The 15,835-nt window shown below is 48.8% G+C and carries 17 protein-coding genes; 8 read left to right on the forward strand and 9 right to left on the reverse strand.

Features of this window, described 5'->3' with window-relative positions; all coding sequences use genetic code 11:
• Positions 1-65: 65 nt before the first annotated feature.
• Entirely contained in the window at positions 66-2,342 is a 2,277-nt protein-coding gene (gene ptsP, locus EZMO1_RS24070; protein ID WP_034877765.1) for a phosphoenolpyruvate--protein phosphotransferase, read from the reverse strand.
• Positions 2,343-2,440: 98 nt separating this feature from the next.
• The gene (locus EZMO1_RS24075; RefSeq protein ID WP_034877764.1) at positions 2,441-2,932 is read right to left on the reverse strand and encodes an RNA pyrophosphohydrolase; all 492 of its coding nucleotides are present in this window, start codon (positions 2,930-2,932) and stop codon (positions 2,441-2,443) included.
• A gap of 312 nt (positions 2,933-3,244) precedes the next feature.
• On the opposite strand from EZMO1_RS24075, the gene EZMO1_RS24080 reads away from it, so the two are divergent.
• The 3 genes from EZMO1_RS24080 to EZMO1_RS24090 all read left to right on the forward strand — a co-directional run bounded on the left by EZMO1_RS24080 (position 3,245) and on the right by EZMO1_RS24090 (position 5,861).
• Positions 3,245-3,901 (forward strand): histidinol-phosphatase, encoded by a 657-nt coding sequence (locus EZMO1_RS24080; protein ID WP_034877763.1) that lies wholly within the window; start codon positions 3,245-3,247, stop codon positions 3,899-3,901.
• 82 nt (positions 3,902-3,983) lie between these two features.
• Positions 3,984-4,730 (forward strand): tryptophan 2,3-dioxygenase family protein, encoded by a 747-nt coding sequence (locus tag EZMO1_RS24085; protein ID WP_034878633.1) that lies wholly within the window; start codon positions 3,984-3,986, stop codon positions 4,728-4,730.
• 3 nt (positions 4,731-4,733) lie between these two features.
• Positions 4,734-5,861, forward strand: coding sequence for an aminotransferase class V-fold PLP-dependent enzyme (locus EZMO1_RS24090; RefSeq protein ID WP_034877762.1), 1,128 nt, complete (start codon positions 4,734-4,736; stop codon positions 5,859-5,861).
• A gap of 10 nt (positions 5,862-5,871) precedes the next feature.
• Here the strand turns inward: EZMO1_RS24090 and EZMO1_RS24095 are convergent, their stop codons facing one another.
• Both EZMO1_RS24095 and EZMO1_RS24100 read right to left on the reverse strand, forming a co-directional pair.
• Positions 5,872-7,065, reverse strand: a complete 1,194-nt coding sequence (locus EZMO1_RS24095; protein WP_034877758.1) for a class I SAM-dependent rRNA methyltransferase — start codon at positions 7,063-7,065, stop codon at positions 5,872-5,874.
• Between the two features lie 40 nt (positions 7,066-7,105).
• Positions 7,106-7,591, reverse strand: coding sequence for a GNAT family N-acetyltransferase (locus EZMO1_RS24100; RefSeq protein ID WP_034877757.1), 486 nt, complete (start codon positions 7,589-7,591; stop codon positions 7,106-7,108).
• A gap of 232 nt (positions 7,592-7,823) precedes the next feature.
• Here EZMO1_RS24100 and EZMO1_RS24105 point away from each other — a divergent pair, with 232 nt between their 5' ends.
• Together EZMO1_RS24105 and EZMO1_RS24110 are read left to right on the forward strand one after the other, a co-directional pair.
• Positions 7,824-8,177, forward strand: a complete 354-nt coding sequence (locus tag EZMO1_RS24105) for a hypothetical protein (protein WP_034877756.1) — start codon at positions 7,824-7,826, stop codon at positions 8,175-8,177.
• 10 nt (positions 8,178-8,187) lie between these two features.
• Positions 8,188-8,991, forward strand: a complete 804-nt coding sequence (locus EZMO1_RS24110) for a phytanoyl-CoA dioxygenase family protein (protein WP_034877754.1) — start codon at positions 8,188-8,190, stop codon at positions 8,989-8,991.
• On the opposite strand, the gene EZMO1_RS24115 is transcribed toward EZMO1_RS24110, so the two are convergent.
• Positions 8,971-9,807: an amidohydrolase family protein gene (locus EZMO1_RS24115; RefSeq protein WP_034877753.1), complete on the reverse strand. Its 837-nt coding sequence runs from the start codon at positions 9,805-9,807 to the stop codon at positions 8,971-8,973. The genes EZMO1_RS24110 and EZMO1_RS24115 overlap by 21 nt on opposite strands.
• A gap of 16 nt (positions 9,808-9,823) precedes the next feature.
• Positions 9,824-10,468 carry an N-acetylmuramoyl-L-alanine amidase gene (locus tag EZMO1_RS24120; protein WP_034877752.1) on the reverse strand — a complete coding sequence of 215 codons (645 nt, stop codon included), beginning with the start codon at positions 10,466-10,468 and terminating at the stop codon, positions 9,824-9,826.
• A 156-nt stretch (positions 10,469-10,624) separates the two neighbouring features.
• Between EZMO1_RS24120 and EZMO1_RS24125 the strand changes: the two genes are divergently transcribed.
• On the forward strand, positions 10,625-11,035 hold the full coding sequence (locus EZMO1_RS24125; protein ID WP_236632053.1) for a phnA protein: 411 nt from the start codon (positions 10,625-10,627) through the stop codon (positions 11,033-11,035).
• A gap of 1 nt (position 11,036) precedes the next feature.
• On the opposite strand, the gene EZMO1_RS24130 is transcribed toward EZMO1_RS24125, so the two are convergent.
• Complete coding sequence (locus EZMO1_RS24130) at positions 11,037-11,630, reverse strand: DUF938 domain-containing protein (protein WP_034877750.1); 594 nt, start codon at positions 11,628-11,630, stop codon at positions 11,037-11,039.
• A 67-nt stretch (positions 11,631-11,697) separates the two neighbouring features.
• Here EZMO1_RS24130 and EZMO1_RS24135 point away from each other — a divergent pair, with 67 nt between their 5' ends.
• Entirely contained in the window at positions 11,698-14,199 is a 2,502-nt protein-coding gene (locus tag EZMO1_RS24135) for a hypothetical protein (protein ID WP_061509739.1), read from the forward strand.
• Positions 14,200-14,207: 8 nt separating this feature from the next.
• Here the strand turns inward: EZMO1_RS24135 and EZMO1_RS24140 are convergent, their stop codons facing one another.
• Positions 14,208-14,564, reverse strand: coding sequence for a hypothetical protein (locus tag EZMO1_RS24140; protein ID WP_034877748.1), 357 nt, complete (start codon positions 14,562-14,564; stop codon positions 14,208-14,210).
• Positions 14,565-14,852: 288 nt separating this feature from the next.
• Here EZMO1_RS24140 and fliO point away from each other — a divergent pair, with 288 nt between their 5' ends.
• The gene (fliO, locus tag EZMO1_RS24145) at positions 14,853-15,275 is read left to right on the forward strand and encodes a flagellar biosynthetic protein FliO (protein WP_034877747.1); all 423 of its coding nucleotides are present in this window, start codon (positions 14,853-14,855) and stop codon (positions 15,273-15,275) included.
• Positions 15,276-15,381: 106 nt separating this feature from the next.
• Here the strand turns inward: fliO and EZMO1_RS24150 are convergent, their stop codons facing one another.
• Positions 15,382-15,726 (reverse strand): hypothetical protein, encoded by a 345-nt coding sequence (locus EZMO1_RS24150; RefSeq protein WP_034877746.1) that lies wholly within the window; start codon positions 15,724-15,726, stop codon positions 15,382-15,384.
• Between the last annotated feature and the right edge of the window lie 109 nt (positions 15,727-15,835).

Raw genomic sequence — 15,835 nt, forward strand, 5'->3', positions numbered from 1 at the left:
AAAAATATGATTTGGAAAAATCAATGCCAGAAGGATAGACAACAATTGAGCAAAGGAAGGAAAAATCAATCTGCAAATCGACGACTCTTGATACCCAGCACCTTGCCAAGACCTTCTCGACAAAGAGCCAGTTCAAGAGAGCTGCGAATTACCTGGGCATTATCCATGGTTAATATTTCTGCGAGAATCTCTCTGGCTTTTTGAATAGTGATGCGCCGCAGTGCCCATTTAACCTTGAGCAGGTTGGCAGCACTCATCGAGAGCATATCGACACCCATGGCAACCAGCAGAACAGCCGCCACAGGATCACCTGCAATTTCACCACAGATACTCACCGTCTTGCCTTCTTTGTGCGCATCTTCAACCACTTTCTGCAAAGCCTGAAGCACAGCCGGATGATAAGAATTGTAGAGATCAGCCACACGCGGATTGTTGCGATCGACCGCCAGCAGGTACTGGGTAAGGTCGTTGGAACCGATAGACAGGAAGTCCACCAGTTTTGCCAGCTCCCGAACCTGATAAACCGCAGCAGGCACTTCGATCATCACGCCAACCGGGGGCATAACAACCGGCAAACCTTCTGACAGAACTTCAGTATGGGCCCGGTGAATAAGATGCATCGCCTCTTCCACCTCAAACACACTGGTGATCATTGGCAGCATAATGCGCAGGTTATCCAACCCGACACTGGCCTTGAGCATGGCACGAACCTGCACCAGAAAAATTTCCGGATGATCCAGTGTGACCCGGATACCACGCCAGCCAAGGAACGGGTTGTCTTCTTCAATGGGGAAATAACTCAGGGACTTGTCACCACCAATATCCAGCGTACGCATAGTGACAGGTCTTGGGGCAAAAGCTTCCAGCTGGTGACGGTAAATTTTTTCCTGCTCCAGTTCACTGGGGAAGCGCTCCCGTAACAAGAACGGTACTTCTGTTCGATAAAGGCCAACACCTTCTGCGCCCCGATCCAGAGAACGAACCGTGTCGGTCATCAGGCCGGTGTTTACCCAGAGCGGAATCCGGTAGTCGTCCGGCGTCAGGCAAGGCAGACCACTGATGGTTTCGAGACCTTCCGTAAACTCCTGCTCCTCTTCGACGACGACCTGATAATGTTCCAGCAGCTCGGCAGAGGGGGTTGAATAAACCAGCCCGAGATTGCCGTCAACAATCAACTGATGACCCGATAACTTCAGGAAAGGCAGGTCAACGGCACCCATCACCGTGGGTATGCCCATGGCACGGGCAAGAATCGCAGCGTGGGAATTGCCCGAACCCTGCACCGAAACAAGACCTGTCAACTGCTCACGGGGAACGTCGGCCAGCATAACCGGTGTCAGCTCTTCACTGACCAGAATCGTATTGTCCGGATAACAGATGTTGTTTTTGTTTTCTTTCTGAAGATAAGACAACACCCGTCGGCCAAGGTCTTTAACATCCGCAGCCCGCTCGCGCAGATAGGCATCTTCCATCTTTTCAAAGTTGCGAACATGCTCATCAATCACAGTACGCAAGGCACCGGGAGCCCAGCTGCCGGCACGAACCTGATTGCGAATTTCCAGCCCGAGTGCGTTGTCATCCAGCATGCGGAGATACACATCAAACAAAGCCTGCTCTTCAACCGGAAGCAGATCCGAGAGCTTATCAGCCGTTTCCTTCATCTCTGAGCGAACAGCTTCCAGCGCCTTGCCCAGCAAAGCCAGTTCGGCATCCAGATCGTCGTGTTGTCGATCCGGTACAGCCCCGAGATCCGCCGGAGGCACCACAACCACGGCTTCACCAATAGCCACACCGGTGGCTCCGGCAGTCCCCTGAAAACGGGCGGTTTTTCTGGGATTATTGGGTGTGACGTGCAGAGAGCCTGTCGCTTCGGCATGGGCTATAACCCCTGCCAACTGGGCAGACATCGTGACAAGAAAGGCTTCTTCGTGTTCATCAAAACGACGACGTTCTTTTTGCTGAACGACCATAACACCAAGAATCTGGCGGTGATGAATAATCGGCACCCCGAGAAACGAGTGGTAACGTTCCTCACCGGTTTCTTTGATGTAGTGAAATTTGGGATGTGTGGCAGCATCCTCAATATTGATGGGTTCTTCCCGCAGCCCGACCTGCCCCACCAATCCTTCTGACTGAGTCATTTTGGCAACGCCCACGGCAGAAGGATTGAGTCCTTCGGTAGCGCTCAGGGTGTATTCGCTCTGCTCAAGGTCAAACAGATAAACAGAACAGACGTCAGTGTGCATGCTGTCGCGAACCCGTTGCACAATAATCTGCAACGCAGCCCTGAGGTCAGAAGCAGCACTGACTTCCTGAACAATTGTGCGCAGGGTATTCAACATAGTCGCCTGCTCTCAACCTCCGGCTAAAATTCCTTTATCGGCTCATCTGCCATAGCGCATTTGCTATCAGTCACCTGTGACAAGCAGTTTCAGTGCTCTCAGCTTCCACCACTCTGCAAACGTCCAATCCTTGGAGCCAGCTCCCGCAAGGCTCGCCGATACACTTCCCGCTTGAAGGATACTACCTGCCCAAGGGGGTACCAATAACTGACCCAACGCCATCCGTCGAATTCGGGGGACGGCGTATGATCCACGCTGACACGGTCATCACCTGTGAGCAACTTCAGCAGAAACCACTTCTGTTTTTGTCCAATACAGAGTGGGTACTGCTCCCTGCGTACAAGACGTCGAGGCAATCGATAACGCAACCATCCCCGGGTACAGGCCAGAATTTCTACATCTTCCGGCTGAAGACCGATTTCTTCATAGAGTTCCCGGTACATGGCTTCTTCCGGAGATTCTCCATCATTGATCCCCCCCTGGGGGAATTGCCATGCGTCCTGTCTTATACGCCGCGCCCAAAGAACCTGACCGTGTTGATTTGCGAGGATAATACCGACGTTAGGTCTGAATCCATCTGAATCAATCACGCCTGCGGCTACCTAAAATGTTTCTTATACCGCATTGTTTCACAAACGGCGCAAACACAGCAACGAAGATGCCAATTTAGTTGGACTAATATTGATCTGCCTCTGAAAAGAGACAGGTTAGTCCTTACCTCGTGATTTATCTGCCTTCACAACCTCAACATTTTCTTTAAAAGACTGACATCAGTCCTAATTTTGTAACGCTGATGGCGTACACTGTTCCAGTCAGAGCTGCGTTCCTATTTACGGATATGCAGTTTTACGGATATGCAGTTATAAAAATGCTTTAAAACGTGGAGTTTAGCAGGAGGTTTTGTGGCTCTCGCAATTTTTGATCTTGATAACACCCTGATTGCTGGTGACAGTGATTACCTGTGGGGGAAATTCATGTGCGAGCAGAAGCTGGTTGATGTGGAGACTTTCCGCAGGGGCAATGACCACTTCTACGAGCAATATGAGCAAGGCACCATGAATATTCACGAGTATCTGGGTTTTGCACTGGAGCCACTGACCCGGTACAGCATGGAAGAACTAAAACACTACCATGACCTGTTCATGACAGAACAGATTCGCCCCATTATGCTGGAAAAAGCACGGACACTGCTGCAAAAGCACCGAGATCAGGGCGACCACCTGATGATTATTACAGCCACCAGCCGCTTTGTCACCGAGCCTATTGCCCGTGAGTTCGGGGTCGATACTCTTCTGGCTATTGAAGCGGAAATAAAAGACAACCGTTATACCGGTAACGTCGTTGGTACCCCCACCTTTCAGGGTGGCAAAGTGATACGTTTGCAGGAGTGGCTAACAGATAATCCCGGGTTCAGTCTGGAGGGAAGCTATTTCTACAGTGACTCCAAAAATGATTTGCCTCTGTTGCAGACAGTGGATTACCCCTTTGCCGTGAACCCTGATCCGGAACTTGAGCGGGTGGCCCGCAAAAAAAACTGGACGGTGCTTAATTTGCGCTAATCTTGGCTGATCCATCCACCCCTGAAGGCCAATGTCAGGCAGGGTATTGTTAGAAGTAAAAAGCGTTGGAGGTAAAACCCGTATGAACAGGGCTGATTTCTATGGACTGATGGAAGGGAAGTCTGACTTAGATTACGAAATTTATTTAAACACTCATACACTTCTGACTGCCCAGAAATCCTTTGACGCGCTGTGCAATCAGGATGAGCTAATGTTCCAGATCGTCCATCAGGTTGAAGAGCTGTGGATGAAACTGATTGCCTACTCGCTTCTGAATATCAATGAATACATTGAGCAAACAGAAACCTTCAGGGTATTGACACTGTTCGGGAGAGTCAGCCGTATTCTCCGGCTGATGACCCAACAGCTGGATGTGCTGGAAACCATGTCTCCCAAAGAGTATCAGCAAATCCGGCTGCAGCTCGGTAACGGCAGCGGACAGGAGTCACCCGGGTTTCGCACTCTTTTGAAAATGCCTGAACATCTGTGGAAGAGCTATAAAGAACAGTATCTCGACAAGCGGGGATTGAGTGTAGAAACCGTATACAATTCAGAATACGCTCACGACGATGCCTATGTAATAGCAGAAGCCTTGACTGAATTTGATGAATTATTTCAAACCTTCCGTATTCATCACCTGCTACTGATCCAGCGTTCCATTGGGGGCAACGCCAAATCTCTCAAAGGCCGCTCCGTCACCCTTCTTGAGCAGGGAGCCAGGCACCACTTCTTTCCCGAACTCTGGGAAATTCGTTCCAGAATGACCGATGAATGGGGCGGCGAATACGGTGTAAAGCGAGATAAAATCCAGAGCGAACCAAAAGGGTAATACATGATACCGGGCTACCCAAAGGAGACCTTCTTCGTACCCGATGGAATATATCTGCTCAGCCATTCCGTTGGCTGCCTTCCCGTTAGCACTGAAAAACACCTGTCGGATTCCTTTTTTCGCCCCTGGGCAAACTCCGGCGGTCATGCCTGGACAAACTGGCTGGATAATATCAACGCATTTACTCAAGCTCTGGCGCAACTCTTCAATAGCAATGCACAGAATTTTTGTCCTCAGGTTAATTTATCCAGCGCACTCACCAAGATACTTTTCTCGTTACCCACACCCACTCATCGAAACAAAGTGGTTTTTTCTGCCAGAGACTTTCCATCCATAGGCACCGTTCTTCAGAAGTATTGTAAAACTCTGGAACTTGAACCCGTCATGATTCCACAGGACAGGAATCTTGCCGACCCGCAAACCTGGAGTGACTTTCTGGATGAAGAGGTTTCCATCGCCCTGATAACCCACGTTGTCTCTAACACCGGTCAAAAGCTGCCGATCAGGGACATCGTTCAACTCTGCCGTGACCGAACCATTACATCGATCGTTGACATCGCCCAGTCGGCTGGAATTATTCCCGTTGACCTGTCTCACTGGCAGGCGGACTTCGTTATAGGTTCATGCGTGAAGTGGCTTTGCGGAGGGCCCGGTGCCGGTTATTTATGGGTCAGCGACAACAATATTCATGAATGTCAGCCGGACGATATTGGCTGGTTCTCTCACAAAGACCCGATGTCACTGACTATGAATAATTTTGAATATGCTCCTGACGCCAGACGTTTTACAGGCGGCACGCCTTCAGTTATTCCTTTCACGCTGGCGACAGAAAGCATCAAACTGATGCACTCTGCAGGCATTGAGCACATTCACTCACATAACAAGAAGTTGCTGAGCCGGCTGGCATCCCAGTTAAACGTTAACTCGCCCTGTCAACCAAACGAGCGCGGAGGCACCTTTGTGGTCTCTTTCAGCAATAATCAAAAGGCTCTGCAAACATTAACGAGTGCGGGCGTGCACTGCGACCTGCGCAGCGAAGGGTTGAGGCTTTCGCCCCACCTCTACAACTCGGCCAGCGATATAGACACGCTGGCTGAGTTGATAAACCCGCTGTTGGGCAAACGGCGGTAAGCGCTTATCGTTAAACGCGGGTAATGCGGGCGGTCATGGCCTTAATGTATTCCGTTTCCGGAATCGCAGGCAGGATTGGATGATCAGGTCCCTGATGACCCTGTTCAATAATCTGCAAAGTACGTTCGATATGACGGCTGCCTGCACGCAGAGCATCCAGCATACTGTCACGTTGCAGGTGCATGGAGCAGGAACAAGCGACCAGAATGCCGTCTTTACCCAGCAGTCGCATCGCCATTTCATTGATTCTGCGATAAGCCAGCTCACCGGCTTTGACATCTTTGCGTCGTTTAATAAAAGCAGGCGGATCAACAATGATCACATCAAACTGTTCACCTTCCGCTTTTAGTTGCTTCAGGGCTTCAAAAGCATCGCCCTGCATGGTGCCCACCTTGTCCTGTAAACCGTTCAGCTCTGCATTACGGTGCACCAGATCAACAGCCTTTTCGGAAGCGTCCACACAAATGACTTCCTCTGCACCAAACGCTGCGCACTGAACACCCCAGCCACCCACGTAGCTGAACACATCCAGAACCCGCTTGCCTTTTACATAATGACGCAGGCGATCACGATTCAGGCGATGATCGTAGAACCAGCCGGTTTTCTGCCCTTTCATCACAGGCGCCAGAAAACGCACACCGTTCTCTTCCAGCTCAACTTCATCAGCCACTTCGCCGTGAGCCACTTCGATGTATTCCGGCAGGTTTTCCAACTTGCGGGAAGTGCCATCGTTCTTCAGCAATACACCCGTTGGCTTCAGCACCTGCACCAGTGCTTCCACGATCTGGTCTTTTACCGCTTCCATACCGGCTGTGGAAATCTGTACCACCAGCACATCGCCAAAACGATCCACCACCAGACCGGGCAGGCTGTCGCTGTCACCAAAAATCAGTCGGTAATAAGGCTTGTCAAACAGACGCTCGCGCAGACTCAGGGCCACTTTGACCCGATGTACCAGCAGGGATTTGTCGAGCATGTATTTGGCATCACGGCTGACCAGACGGGCACAGATCAGCGTGTTTGGATTCACATACCCCGTACCAATGGCTTTACCAGCAGCATTTTCAATAGCCACCAGCTCACCCGTTTCAAAGCCTTTCAGTGGCGTTGCTTTGGTGTCCACTTCGTTGCTGTAAATCCACAAATGACCGGCTTTCAGACGGCGGTCAGCCCGGTCTTTCAACCTCAGTGCTTTATGAGTCATAAAGAAATATGCCCGATGGGTAATGAGTAATGGATGCGCATTATACAGATTCAAAGGTTCTGGACATCACGATCTTCTCCACACCGCTGATGTTATCCACATACTCTCTTTTTCTGACGTAGCCACGGTCTTCATAAAACTGAATGGTTTTAATATCCGGACCAAGGCACTCCACCTCTATGGATTCACAGAGCTGAGCTACCTCTTCTTCCGCATTGTCCATCAGCATCTGACCAATCCCCTGCTGGCGCATCGTCTGTGAAACCCAGACGATATCAATGTGATTGCCCTGAAGCGCAAGCATGCCAACAAGATCTGGTCCGGCAACCGCTACCAGCATTTGTGGCCAGATGCCGCGCACGTATTTTTCAATATCCCCGCCTTCAGACCATGGATGCAATTGCTCAGCCTCAACCAATTCTCCGTAACTGGACAGAAGCGACTCTTTACAAAGCTCAATCAGAGGCCTTATATCAATTTCCCGGGCTTTACGAATCTGTGTTTTATGGACAATAGGACTGCTCACTGGCCTGCCCCCTGTTAACTTCATGGGTGTGCTGGATATGTTGGGTTGCAAGCCGGAATATTCAAGCGGCCTACTTTCAGCCAGAAGTATTAAGGAGAAATCCACCGCAGGATCGGTAAAAACCCATCAATTCATCCAATAAATCTCATAAAGATTAGAGATTTACGGATAGGTTAGGACTCTATTCATCTTTAGTCTGCTATTTACTGTACTGAAGACAGGAGTATTACCCATGTCCAGTGATAGCCATAACAAAGAAAAACAGCTGATGGATACCTACCAGAAATCCCTTGCCCGGCTGTTAATCCAATACAACGACCTACCCGACAGTCAGCCTCTGCGCGAGCTGGTTGCCGCAGCCCAGTCCGGTTTTACCCAAGGTGCCAATGAGTTTGTTGACCAGGCATTGCAGTCGATTGAGCCCGGGGAAATGAAAGACTACCTGCGCACCTACCCACTGGCTCAGATTCTTATGGGTATCATTAAATTTCATGAGCTGAACCATGACACTCAGGTTATCCGGAATGTTGTAGAAACGCTGCTGGATAGTATCGAAGAGCAAGACAGAAACATCACGCTGCATTAAACTTCTGGTTATGAACATAACCAAACAACACCAATATACTCTGGCCAGCGAAGGCTATATTGTTCTACCCGAAATCATACCCCGGCAGCTTTGTAACGATGTGATAGACGTGATCACGTCGTTTACCGGGGCTAACCTGAGCAAGCCTGACAGCTGGTATGACAAAGAGCTGGGTCACAATGGTATTGTCCCTGTTCATCAGCATCAGGCGATCTGGAATGTACGACAGCAACCTGCCATCCATCAGGCATTTGCCAAACTTCTTGCCAGTGAAAAACTCTGGGTCAGACTGGATCGGCTTTCCTTTAAACCGCCACAACAGCAACCCGAAGCGTTTGACAAGCGCAACATCCATCTTGACTTTCCTTACCAGAAAATCACCTCTCTGCGTTTACAGGGGATTCTCTACCTGACAGATACAGCGGAAAATCAGGGGGCATTCTGTTGTGTGCCTGAACTCTTCAAACAGCCGGACGTACTGAAGAAAAAAGAAGACCTCTGGTTCACCGAAGAGGAGCTGGAAGGCTATGAAATCAAAAACATTGCCGCCAAAGCGGGCAGTCTGGTTATCTGGGACTCCCGCCTTCCTCACTCTGGCAACACGAATACATCGGACCAGCCAAGACTGGCCCAGTACATTTCAATGTGTCCGGAAGACTCGGAAGAGAGTCGTGCCAGCCGAATCGCATTATGGCAGGCAAAGCGGGCTCCCGAGAAATGGCGGAATATGCCCTATCAGAAAGACCCTGAAGAAGGGGAAGTCGCTGAACTGACAGAGCTTGGACAAAAACTGTTAGGGCTGACTCGCTGGTAAACGGTCGTCGTCTTCTGAAAATTCATGGCGGTTGAATCGTTCCACGCCGCCAATCCATGTCTGATCCACATGAATCTGGTCAAGACTGTTCTGGTGTGCCAGAGGATTGTCAGACAGCACCAGAAAATCTGCCTGCTTGCCCGCTTCAATGGATCCCGTTAGCTGATCCACTTTCAGTTCTTTTGCTGCATCAATAGTGAAACGCCTGAGCAATAGCATGATGTGCTGAGACTGGCTATTTTTATCAGCCGACTGTCCTTCGGTTTGAGCCATCGAATCGCTGATGGTTTTCAGAGGTTCTACAAAGTCACTGGTATAGGCTTTATGGTTTTTCTGGATAAAGACACGCTGGGGAATCAGGCCAATCTTCGACAACAGCTCCAGAGGTTTATTGTCAGCCTGACGAGGCAGGGCAGCACGAACACTGGTGACACCCTGTACCAGATAGTTCTGTACGTTATAACTTAGCGTACCCAGACCATCGGCAAACGAGATATTCATTTTGCTACTAAAAAAATGCCCCTGAGTATCAATAAAGCCGGGTATCAACGCTTTACCTTCCAAATCGACAACATGAGCATCTTCGGCCTTTTTACGCAGCGCCTCTTCAGTTCCGGTTGCCACAATCCGATCGTTATCAATCAGAGCCGCTTCAGCCAACGTGTCGTAATCGTCCATGGTAAAAACCACGCCATTCACGAACAGTTGTTTGCCGGCCGTAGACGGATTGAGGTAAAACCAGAGGTAAACCGAGGTCGCCAGCACAAACACAAATGCAACCACTATGGATACGATAAAGTAGCGAAGGATCTTCATAATCAGTCAACAGTTGTTATTCTTTCAGCAGCTTCACTACTGACTCGGTTAGAGAGCTGACAGCCTGCCAGTAGCGGGCACTTTCTTTAGTCTCGGCAGAAACTGTCTCAGCCAGAGGCATGAGCGCCTGATGCAGCTCATCCGGTAGAACCGCTTTGCGTTCAGGTGCTGTGACTTCAGGGTAGCATCGACGATAAAAACGCGGCCAGTCAAATAGCATTCCCGGATCAACCTTGCCGCGAAAACCGGCAATGTGTTCATGCCCCACTACCCTTTCAGGATCAGCCAGCCGGGGATAATGTTGCTTAAGCGTTTGCACCACATGTTGCAAAGCGTCGTACTGGGCATCTGTATACGAGAACAGATTACCGTTCAGGTTCACCAGCTCGATGCCTACCGAGTGATCGTTAAACGCTTTTTTGTCGCCGTAATAACTGACACCGGCATGCCAGGCTCGCCATGCCTTCCCTTCCAGACATTTGACCAGTTCATAAATGGCACCGTCCGTATCAATCACCAGATGGGCAGAAACGCCGTTGTCACGATGCATGAAAATATCAAGAGTGCCCTGCAAATCCACAGCCGTGTAATGCAGAACAACGTGCTCAACAACAATCTCGGTTTGGTCACAGTTAGGGCTGGTCAGTCGATAGACGTTCATAGGCAATCTCTGGTGCTGATCTTTTAAACCTATCACCAAACCATCTACATCTAAACTATCTGCATCTAAATCCTGCTGCCTGTCGCTTCTACTCTCTGAAGTCGTTACTATCCAGAGTCATTACTATCCAGACCAGATCACTCATTCAGGAGTTTAATGATGGCGAAAGGTTTGCAGAAACATCAGGAACGGGTTGATGCCCTGAATCGTCTGGGTAAAGACCTTGCCCGACGCGCCAGTTCAAAATGCGAGTTGTGCGAGGCTGCCGGTGTGCCACTGAAAACCCATGAAGTAGCCCCTGTTCCGGCAGAACCTGATATCGACCATTGCCTGATGGTGTGTGAAACCTGTCAGGAACAGCTGGGCTATCTGGACGGCAAGCCCAAACGAATACAAGCCGATCACTGGCGCTGTCTGGGCAAAACCATCTGGAGCTCACTGCCCGCCGCCCAGGTGGTTTCCCTGCGCGTATTGCGCCAGTTGGAAAACGACTACCCATGGGTGGGCGAAATACTGGAACACGCTTATCTGGATGCAGAAGTTGAGGAATGGGCTAATAACCCCTGAATCAACCTTTACTCCAGACCAACAAACGATTGTTGGCAGGCATCGCCACATCTTCCAGCAGCATCAAGCCATTATGACCGGCCTGCTGCTGGATCGCTTCAAAATCCCTGATTCCGCGATGAGGCTCCATCTCTTTGAGATGCCGGTCAAACGCTGCATTGCTGTCACTGGTAAACTGGCCCTGATAATTAAACGGGCCATACAAGGCAAACCGTCCTCCTTCTGTCAGCCACTTTCCAACCCCTTCAAACATTTTCACAACCGACTCCCAGGGCATGATGTGTGACGTATTGGCTGAAAACACATAGTCAATGCCATCAACCGGCCATGTATCGCTGCTCACATCCAGCTCAAAGGGGAGTTTGAGATTGGTCAGGCCCGCTTCCGATATCCATTGCCGGATACCCGGATGGTTGTCAGGCAAATCCGATGTCTGCCAGACAAGATGAGGCAAATGCTGTGCAAAACAAACCGCGTGCTGACCGGTTCCGGAGCCTATTTCCAGTACTTTGCCTGACTCGGTAAAGAAGTGTTCGAGCACTTTCAGGATAGGTCTTTTATTGTTTTCACAGGCTTGGGAAAAAGGTTTATTCATTGGAGCCTCTCTGCCGATAGCTAAAGCTGATAGTGACAACAATACCAGTAAAGCTCCGGAAAAAATCATGGAAGATTATAACGGCCCTCCCTCTCTGATGATGGCGTCTCTATACATACCGGATGAAACTACAGGCTCTATCCGTCAACAAGAAGCAACTTTTGAAGGCTATTCTATACGGGCACATAACCCGGAAGAAGCTGGATTGTTATCAGAAGTACAGGTAGGGGAGTTCGAAGATCCGCTAAACGATTGCCCAATCGCTACCCGGGAAGTCGCTGAAGCTAATGGAATACAGCCCCGATGGTTGTTTGAAAGCCCTGAGTATAATGAGGTTTTGGATTTAGCTTCTCAATACAATAAGTTTCCCAGAGCAATGACTGAGGCTCGAATGGAAAAACTTGCTGTACTGAAACAGCTTGAAGTTGCAGCAGACAAGTACCTTGAAAATTCAGACAATGAGAACAAAAAAGCATTCGTGCAAACTTCAATCAGAGATAAAATTAATGAGGAAAGACGATTAATTTTTGGGCTTGATCACCCTTATGGAAAAATATATCAGCCTGAGAATGAAAAAGAATCCAAAGAAAATTTTGCTCATGGTAATTCAGCCTCTATTGCTCTGGTCACTTATCAGGGAGAAAAGCCTGAAGACCCTCCATTTAAAGCCGTCTTCAAAGCCTCTGAACCTACAGAAATAAAAGCAGAAGCAGCAAAAACATTTGGTATTACAGGCGACTCTGAATCAGCCAAACTGATTCACCGAGCGGTGTTTTTTTATGAGCTGGACCTCCTGACCGGGATGAAACTCACTCCCCCCACATTCTATGCCATTCACAATGGACAGCCCGGCTCTTGTCAGGAGTTTGTTGAAGGCGTTCATGTCACAACCAGAAAGCACGTTCCTGAAGCCACCCATAAAGACTATATGGTAGATCTTGTACCCCAGATTGTAAGAGGAGAAGGGCTTGAAGAAGGTAATGGATTCAAGGTGAGTGATGAGTCAGGGCTTGATCCACTCACGCTTCCTGAAATGAGCGATCAGGAAATCAAGGATCTGTTCACAGCCCAAAAAATCCAGCTGACGAAAGAGCAGGTGGTCGATATCCCTCCTCTTGACCTGAGGCACCCCAAAACACAGAAAGCGCTTGCTGATGCCCAACTGCTTGATCACTTGGCAGGCAGTATCGACAGGAACATGAGTAATATCTTTTTTGTAAAAAAAACCGACGAAGAAGATGAACCTTATTACGATGTGCGTTTAATTGATAACGACCTGTGCTTAGCACCCGGTAATGTTCATGACAATGAAGAAGCGCATTCCTGGAAGAACCCCTATCGCATCAACATGTCCGGCAGAGTACCCAATTTTATTGACAGAGAAACCGCTGAAAGACTGAAACGCTTGACCTTTCATGAGGTATTTGAGCTGCTTCAGACCCACCAGCTGGGAAGAGCCGACGAAATAGCTTCACAGAGAGAACGCCTGAGTAAATCTATATCAGCGATAAAGGCAGCCCTGAAATCACCAGATAACAGGGCGCAGGTGACTTACCGATCTACCGCTAAATTATCTTTCGAAATGGATGGTAAAAAAGATGAAGCGACTGATGTGGTCGAAACTCACGAAGATATTGTTATTGTCGATGAGTGGGATGAGAATACTTATCGGCAAACCCTGACTAATAAAGCCAGCTATCTCTATAAAGCCAATGACTGCCGGATATCCGAGTTGGGATTGATGATCAATAGTAATCCTGAAAAAGCCGCCGAAGTCTGGGTAAACCAGTTTCATCTGTTTGGTGCTCAACAAATGGTACAAGCTTATGGCGATGATCGGGCTATCTTTCCTAAACTCGACTATTTTCGGCCTTACTATCAGGATAAAATCGTTCTTAAAAATGCTACCGATATCAAACGAGCCTGCGATTTCACCCACCATCTGGTCAAGCATCCCAGACAAAAACTTACCGACCTTGAGCAAAGGGAAAAATCAGACCACCTGCTCCCCATGATGCTGGGAAATAAAGCCACCGGCAAAGATATCGGTAAGGCCTTGCACTGGTGTAAAGAAAGCAAATTACTCAGTGCAAACACCCTGATGACCTTACTTCCTCAAGCCACCAGAATGGCTGAAGTTACTCCCGCCCATCAACAGAAGCTATCTAAACCCTTCATGACCAAATTCAAATTTATGAAAGAGGATGATAACTTTCCGACAACTCAGAAAACAATTGCTCTGTCTCAGTGCTTTGATTCATTGAGTAGAGATCGAGAGGCCATTGATATGCTGGTCTTTTACAGCTCACTGAATGCTCAAACAATACCGTTCTATATGGCAAAAAATAAAACACTGAATGTCCCAGACTGGGAAGAATTCAGACACGCCATGAAATTCATCACTCCCGAAAACCTGAAAGCCATACGGGATGAAAGCAAATCAAAACGTGAAGGTAAAATTAAGGAAGTCTGCTTTCCAGATGAAACAGGATTCAACCAGGAGAACATCAAAGCAGTCACAAAATTACTCACCCTTCACTTTAATGCCACTGAGCCCCTTAACCGCTAGTATGCCATTCAGTCAGAACTATTTTGCTCCTGCTGACTCAAATAGGCAGAAAGAGCCTTTTGTCGTTTGTGTCCTTCAACAATCTGTTTCTGAAGCTGACTGCGTTCCTGCTGACAGGTCTGAATAATTTCCTTATACAGTTGCTGCAAATCATCCAGTAGCTTCTGACTCTTTCTCGTCAACGCCACTTTACTGTCAGCCACCTCACTAATCACCTCTCTGGCCGCAGTTTCCAGACCCGCCAGCACTTGCCAGTCTTGTTTCTGATGAGCTTTGGACAAATCCAGGTAGCTCTGTTTCAGCTTTTGCTCGATATCCGAAGCGTTCATTGTCGGCTCCTGAAAAGCGATGGTTGCTTCATCCATTATTATCGTTTGGCGATGAATATTGTTTACGCCAGAGCGACTACCGGCCGCCTTGTTATTAACGAGTGGTCGTTTTATAGTCGAATAACAGCCGTTTATACCCATTGGATTTGGAGATGTGGGTAGGCGGCAATCGAACGAAGCCCCGTTATCTCCACGGATGGAGTGTATGCTGAGCAACGCAGGGAGCGTTGCCAGTGAGCCTACGAATAGTAGGTGATCGGGGTGAGCGCGAGCAGCCAACACCCCCACATCTTCAAAGGCTATGGGTATATCAAGGAACAGGAAATGGCTATTAGATACTACACTCTGCTTCCCTGCCTGCTTGTTACTCAAGTGTTTGCAGAAGAACAAAATCCCGGTATAGAAGACCTGAGCCTGATGCAGGTCGTTATGCCCCTGTTGCTGGTTATTGTGCTGATTTTTGTGCTGGCCTGGCTGGTTAAGAAAATGAACCCCGGCACCCCGACACTGGGACAAGGCATTACTGTCATAGCCAGTGCACCGGTTTCAAGTCAGGCGCGCGTTTGTCTGATTCGGGTAGGCGATAAAGATATTCTTGTTGGCGTGACCAGCCATCAGGTGACACCCATCCATACTTTTGAGGAATCACCGGTTCCAGCAGCTGAAGCTGAAAATCCACAGGATTTTGCCCACCAATTCAAACGCATGCTGAAAGGTAGCCGGAAGGAACAACATAAAGAAGGGTAAAACACTTCGGTGAATAACTCTACACCCTGTACAAACCGCCTGAACAAGGCTTTTCAGCCATTGTTCATCAGGTTATCCAACGAGTTATCCACAACCTCTTAAGGGATTATTGCTCCATCATTTTTCCCACCAGCATAATCATGGTCAACTCTGTTGTGCAGATTTTCTGTAGCTCCTGCTGGGTCTCCAGAGTCATCTCGGACAACTTCTTATTCTGCACGCTCTGGTCGTGCCACTTCCCCTGTTCCATATCATCGGGATAACTGTTCAACAGCTTCTGGTGCAGACCATCCTGCTTATTACAAAGAACATTCAACATCACTATCAGCACAGGAGGCACGTCCCCTGACAGGGTTCTCAGGTTAATATAAGTCCAGTACAGCCGGGCAATTCTTCGGGTGCTGTCACGCAGACAAAGTAGACACAGGTAAGCTTCTTCTTGATGGCTCATGCGGTTGTCCTTTTGTTTGGGAAGCTTGTTAAGTATTGAAATGACTAATACTCAAGTCGCTTCTATTCCATGGCCCGGAGAATGACCTGACCCGAAAAATCAGGCTGGT

Origin of the sequence: Endozoicomonas montiporae CL-33 (genome assembly GCF_001583435.1) — a bacterium.
Taxonomy (GTDB): domain Bacteria; phylum Pseudomonadota; class Gammaproteobacteria; order Pseudomonadales; family Endozoicomonadaceae; genus Endozoicomonas_A; species Endozoicomonas_A montiporae.

What these genes read in the sequence shown, in the direction of transcription:
- EZMO1_RS24120 (WP_034877752.1), bottom strand. Translation starts at nt 10,468, where the DNA reads ATGAACGTCTATCGACTGACCAGCCCTAACTGTGACCAAACCGAGATT.
- EZMO1_RS24135 (WP_061509739.1), top strand. Translation starts at nt 11,698, where the DNA reads ATGGAAGATTATAACGGCCCTCCCTCTCTGATGATGGCGTCTCTATAC.
- EZMO1_RS24115 (WP_034877753.1), bottom strand. Translation starts at nt 9,807, where the DNA reads ATGAAGATCCTTCGCTACTTTATCGTATCCATAGTGGTTGCATTTGTG.
- ptsP (WP_034877765.1), bottom strand. Translation starts at nt 2,342, where the DNA reads ATGTTGAATACCCTGCGCACAATTGTTCAGGAAGTCAGTGCTGCTTCT.
- EZMO1_RS24130 (WP_034877750.1), bottom strand. Translation starts at nt 11,630, where the DNA reads ATGAATAAACCTTTTTCCCAAGCCTGTGAAAACAATAAAAGACCTATC.
- EZMO1_RS24150 (WP_034877746.1), bottom strand. Translation starts at nt 15,726, where the DNA reads ATGAGCCATCAAGAAGAAGCTTACCTGTGTCTACTTTGTCTGCGTGAC.
- EZMO1_RS24140 (WP_034877748.1), bottom strand. Translation starts at nt 14,564, where the DNA reads ATGGATGAAGCAACCATCGCTTTTCAGGAGCCGACAATGAACGCTTCG.
- EZMO1_RS24095 (WP_034877758.1), bottom strand. Translation starts at nt 7,065, where the DNA reads ATGACTCATAAAGCACTGAGGTTGAAAGACCGGGCTGACCGCCGTCTG.
- EZMO1_RS24085 (WP_034878633.1), top strand. Translation starts at nt 3,984, where the DNA reads ATGAACAGGGCTGATTTCTATGGACTGATGGAAGGGAAGTCTGACTTA.
- EZMO1_RS24110 (WP_034877754.1), top strand. Translation starts at nt 8,188, where the DNA reads ATGAACATAACCAAACAACACCAATATACTCTGGCCAGCGAAGGCTAT.
- EZMO1_RS24125 (WP_236632053.1), top strand. Translation starts at nt 10,625, where the DNA reads ATGATGGCGAAAGGTTTGCAGAAACATCAGGAACGGGTTGATGCCCTG.
- EZMO1_RS24090 (WP_034877762.1), top strand. Translation starts at nt 4,734, where the DNA reads ATGATACCGGGCTACCCAAAGGAGACCTTCTTCGTACCCGATGGAATA.
- EZMO1_RS24105 (WP_034877756.1), top strand. Translation starts at nt 7,824, where the DNA reads ATGTCCAGTGATAGCCATAACAAAGAAAAACAGCTGATGGATACCTAC.
- fliO (WP_034877747.1), top strand. Translation starts at nt 14,853, where the DNA reads ATGGCTATTAGATACTACACTCTGCTTCCCTGCCTGCTTGTTACTCAA.